The sequence below is a fragment of the Siminovitchia acidinfaciens genome, assembly GCF_003605385.1.
In the GTDB taxonomy this organism is placed as follows: domain Bacteria; phylum Bacillota; class Bacilli; order Bacillales; family Bacillaceae_C; genus Siminovitchia; species Siminovitchia acidinfaciens.
Map to the genome: position 1 here is coordinate 1 of NZ_QYTV02000029.1, position 314 is coordinate 314.

Below are 314 nucleotides of genomic sequence, written 5' to 3' on the forward strand. Positions count from 1 at the left end.
GGATTCGACAGGAATTTTGCAGTCTGAGGTGCATGCCGTGGGGCGGTTGGCCACGTAAAAAGCCGCAAAAAAATAGTCGCAAACGACGAAAACTACGCACTAGCAGCTTAATAACCTGCTCAGAGCTCTCTCGCCCTAGCTTCCGCACGTAAGACGGGGAATAACGAGAGATCAAACCCAAACGCGCTAGCCCGGATTTTCCCACCTGAGAGATGAACGGCGAATTATAATTCAGGTTAGCCTTTAACTAGCGTGTCGGTTCGCAGGTTACTGGTGAATTTAAAGATCGACTAAGCATGTAGTACCAAGGATGC

Annotated in this window: 1 other RNA gene; it reads left to right on the forward strand. The window is 49.0% G+C overall.

Features of this window, described 5'->3' with window-relative positions:
- Positions 1 to 314, forward strand: a transfer-messenger RNA (tmRNA) gene (gene ssrA, locus D4T97_RS20330); the annotation flags it as partial.